The organism is Treponema sp. (assembly GCF_024696245.1).
Taxonomy (GTDB): domain Bacteria; phylum Spirochaetota; class Spirochaetia; order Treponematales; family Treponemataceae; genus Treponema_D.
Genome location: NZ_JAILGZ010000095.1, coordinates 1 through 4,590, shown reverse-complemented (window position 1 = coordinate 4,590; position 4,590 = coordinate 1). Strand labels below are relative to the sequence as shown.

The 4,590-nt window shown below is 35.5% G+C and carries 5 protein-coding genes; 1 reads left to right on the top strand and 4 read right to left on the bottom strand.

The features are described 5' to 3' along the window. Positions 1-204, top strand: a 204-nt coding sequence (locus K6D58_RS06815; protein ID WP_296828909.1) for a hypothetical protein, incomplete at its 5' end; no start/stop codon positions are given. A gap of 134 nt (positions 205-338) precedes the next feature. On the opposite strand, the gene K6D58_RS06810 is transcribed toward K6D58_RS06815, so the two are convergent. The 4 genes from K6D58_RS06810 to K6D58_RS06795 all read right to left on the bottom strand — a co-directional run. Continuing rightward, positions 339-890 carry a hypothetical protein gene (locus K6D58_RS06810; protein WP_296828907.1) on the bottom strand — a complete coding sequence of 184 codons (552 nt, stop codon included), beginning with the start codon at positions 888-890 and terminating at the stop codon, positions 339-341. 95 nt (positions 891-985) lie between these two features. Next, entirely contained in the window at positions 986-1,687 is a 702-nt protein-coding gene (locus K6D58_RS06805; protein ID WP_296828905.1) for a hypothetical protein, read from the bottom strand. 28 nt (positions 1,688-1,715) lie between these two features. Then, positions 1,716-3,548: an HD-GYP domain-containing protein gene (locus K6D58_RS06800; protein ID WP_296828903.1), complete on the bottom strand. Its 1,833-nt coding sequence runs from the start codon at positions 3,546-3,548 to the stop codon at positions 1,716-1,718. Positions 3,549-3,648: 100 nt separating this feature from the next. Beyond that, positions 3,649-4,590 (bottom strand): hypothetical protein (locus K6D58_RS06795; protein WP_296828901.1); only part of this gene is annotated, 942 nt, incomplete at its 5' end.

The window sequence follows — 4,590 nt, the reverse complement described above, 5'->3', positions numbered from 1 at the left end:
GATTTAAAAATTACAGATGTAAATATTGCAGAAGGTTCTACTCTTTTAGGAGGAAAACTTTCTTTTACTGAAGATGAGGTTTCATTTGTAATGGATGATACTGTAGTAACAGAGTCAACATTATGTGAATATCAGATTACTGTAAATTTATTTGATAATATAAAAACTAGAAACATTTATTTTGAACCTACTGTGACAGAGTAACTATTTAAATTTCTTTTTAATACCTGGTATAAAAGCCAGGTATTTTTTTTGTTTAAATAATTACTTGATTAACTATTGACTATTAATATCAGGCAATATTTCAGATGATGACTTTTGCTAAGGGGTAAATCATTTTAATTATACTGTGTGTACCCGATGCTGATGCCTACGGAAAAAGCCTGCTCTTCTTTTTCTAATGTTTCTTCTATGGTGTTTTCTGTTTTACTGCTACTGACGTACATAAATGGATAATAGTTAAAGTTAAGGCCAAGGGTTAATCCTGATTCCAAAATATATTTGATTTTACTTCCTACACCAATATTAACAAATCCCACCGCTGAATCTCCGGTGTCTTCGCTTTTAAAAGTGCCACCCAGCATAAAACCTGCAGTCACTCCTGCAGAAATTATCAGGTCGCTTTGATTCTGAGGGAATAAAGTAAAGGAAGGGCCAATCATTGCATCAAGTCCCAGCATTAAACTGTCTTCTTCTTCATAAACAAAACAGGCACCACCATCTAAATGAAACCCAAGCTGTCTGTCTTCTTTAAAAGTATTGTATTCCAGAAAAATACTTGGAACCGGAAAGATTAAACTTGTTTCATCAATAACTTCCTGGTCCCCGTTAAACAAGAGGTTAATATTTGCTCCAACGGTTAAATAATCCTGTGCGGATACAAATGCCATAAAACAATTTGAAGTTAATAAAAAAAATAAAACTAAAAATCTTTTCATTCCTTTCCTCCAGACTATAGTTTGATATTTCATCGTACAGTCCTTTTTTACATTAAGCTTAAATAAGCTCCAAAGACCCAGCCCTGTTTTTGTGAGTCTGAGACAGATTGTACTAAATACCAGTAATCAGATAAACCATCGGCCTCGTACTTTTTAGACGTACGCTTTGTGGCATACACTAATGTTTCGTTCTTGAAATTTCCAAGTTTTTCACCATCTACAGGAATTTTTCTGTAACGTAAAGGGAGTCCGTCATCTGTAAGTACGACCATTTCTACAGGCTTGGAACAAGTCCAATATTCAGTGCCTCTATTGTTGTAATATTGATTTCCCTTGTCATCGTACTCATAGTTTATTTCATCGCCTAAAGCATTTTTATAATAAACCCGCCTGTCGTTTTTATCATAGCGACACCACACAGAAAATCCCTTATTGTCTCTGGAATGAATCAGGTTTCCCCTTTCATCATATTCATTCCATGTTTCAATACCGTTGCTGTATTTAACATGGATTTCCTGTCCTTTGCCATCGTAGAAATACCATTCTTCATAGCCGATTTTATCTTTGTTATGTATTACCGCAACTGTTCCGTTCAAGTGGTAGCTGTACCAGGTTTCTATTCCGTCGTTGTCTTTGGAATAAATCAAATCACCGTTGTCATTATGTTTTTTTATTTCTTCTGCATAGACTGAATGAGTGAATAGTCTTCCGGCACACAGGACCGCCAGAATCATAAATAATTTTTTCACTGTATTTACTCCAAAAACTTTTTGTAATTTAATCATCCGGGTTTTCAGAATAATATCTCTCCAAATCCGGACGGCAGGCTGTAAATATTTCTTTCATAGCCGGGTCAAACTGAGTGCCCATTCCTTCAAGCATGATTTTATTTGCCATCTCAAAAGACATGGCTTCCTTATAGCATCTCTTGCTTACCAGGGCATCGTATACATCTGCAATGGCCATGATTCTTGCTTCTATAGGAATACCTTCTCCTATTTTACCACCAGATTCACCTTCCGGATACCCCTTTCCGTCCCAGCGTTCATGATGATAACGGGCAATATTATAAGCAATGTCTACAAAGGACTGTTCTTCTACATCACGAAGAATAAGGTTTACGATTTCTCCACTGTGTTCAGAGTGCGTTTTCATTATGTCATATTCTTCAGGAGTTAATTTTCCAGGTTTACAAAGAATGCTTGTGTCGATAAAAATCTTTCCCAGATCATGCATAGGTGCGGCACGAATAATTTCTTCGCCAATTTTTTCTGTAATCTTTTTATATTTTGGAATTGGATTACCAGAAGCATTACGGCGGATGATTTCTTTTACAATAATTTCTACTACATCACTGGATCTTTTTACATGACCACCAGTGTTACCATCCCGGGAACCAATCATATCACCAAGGCTTGAAACTACCTTACGCTGAATCTCCTGAATGTGAAGGGTCTGTTCTGCAACTTCATTACTTAAGTCAGTGGTAAAGCGTTCCATCATGAGTTTATTTTCTTCACGTTCACGAACTTCTTCATCAACATCCTGAAGGCCGCAGATAATTTCTACGGGTTCTTTTTTTGCGTTTCTTTTACAAACAATCAGATTTGTCCTGATCCAGCAGCTGCCGGAATTATTTATAAGGTCTACTGCTTTAAAATCCGCACTGCAGATATCCGTATCCTTAAGACGTTCCTTCCATGTATCCACATTATAAAAATCCCTTACTTCATCCATGTTCTCATGTTTGTAAAGAATATCCGGGATTTTTTCAAAGGCAGTTCGTGCAGAAGTAAAGTCTGCAAATATTTTGTGAACTGAATCAATGGAACGGATTTCCTGGAATGCATCATTATCAAGATTAGCTTTATAAAGATTATAATAAATCTTGGAGATTGCACGGATTACAGATGCATTTTCTTTTTTAAGTGTAGAGAATGTAAATACAAAAATAATCCTGACAATAAAAAGCATTATCCAGACTGCAAAACATAAGATAAGGATTTTAGGTGCAGTTCCCTGAAAAAATCCCTTGTGAAGCTGATACTTTATTGAAGCATCAAAGAATACTTCCCTGCCTTTAAACTGATAAAAAATAAATCCAAGTATTACCCGACCTGCTTCTCCATTAAAGGCCTGTACAGGCATTTCACCAGAAGCAAGAGAAGGATGATAAATAATATAATCACCGGCCGTTAAAGGAATAAATAAATCCTGTGTAACAAAATAATGTTTTATTTTTATTTCGTCTTTTTTGTAGTCCCTTAAATCAAGAGTCTGGACCTTTTCTTCTCCAGTATCCCGGTCCATCTGATGAATCTCAACAGTTCCACACCAGGAATTATTTATAAAACAGTCGCGTCTGATATTAACCCTTAAGCTCCAGTCAGAAATAACTGAATCACTGTAGTTTTTTACAGCACAGTCGTAAGTCATTCCGGTAAAAGTACAAATCTCTCCTTTATACTCTACATCTCTTTTTTCCCAGGAATCAGCAACACCTGCCCTTGGAAAAAGTTCAACTGTACATTCACCAAGACGACCTTCATAAGAGGTTCGTACCTGTTTATTAAACTGATTTGTTCTATAAATGTGAATTCCAGAATTCACTAAAATCAAAATTAGAAAAATACCGAGAATTGTAAAAATTATTATGTTTCTTCTCCGTTCCTTTTCCATTCAGATACCCTTTAAGATTTGTATAAAAAATTTACTCCGATTCAGTTAATATAAAACTGGCAGTTACTGATGCATTTGTAGAAGTTGTCAGCTCAGAAGTAAATTCTGACCAGCCACTATCATCATAAGAAGTTCCACCATATGTCATTGATGATGCATTTGAATTTTCCAGCAGATAAAGATTAGCTGTACAAGTATCAACCTGAACACAGGCTTGTGACTCTGAACCCAACGTAAGGTTTCCTTCAGAAGAACTGTAGAAATAAAGATTTACAATTGCTGAAGAATCGACACCTGTAATTTTAAAGGCTCCGCTGCTGTTTGCATTAAATATATTAGTACCAGTAATATCTATCACAACATTCATAATAGAACCGGTAATACTGTTATTAAATACCATTGCTGCTTCAGTTGAAGATGTCAAATCAAATGTAACATCCTTAAGGCTGATAAAATAAAGCTGATTACAAATACTTGAGTCATCATACACAAGAGTAAAGGTGTTTTGAGAACTTACATCTTCAAGCTTATATGCCATATAGGATTCACTTACACTTGCATCAGAATCAAGAGAAGAATAAGTTTCTGTATTCATCTTGGAAACTATTGTTTCTATTTCCTGACTTGTCATTCCTTCGATGGAAGTATAATAACCTTCACTGTTAATAAGATAATAATTGTCATAACACCTGAAGTTATAAAAAACATCTTCAGCTGTTTTATCAAGACCATCTGTAAATTCAAAAATAGCAGTTGTTGATGTATAAGCTGCCGGGTAAATAACTGCAACAAGATTGTCTTCCGAAGGCTGCCCTTCTATAGTTATTGTCGCATCCTCAGGAAGATAAACATTATTGCTTTCATCTACACTACCATCCAGAACATGGAAGGCACCATAAGAATCATTATAATATTTTATATAAACACCAGTGCCATAAGTTTTTGTACAGGTATTCTCTGCAATTGAACCGCC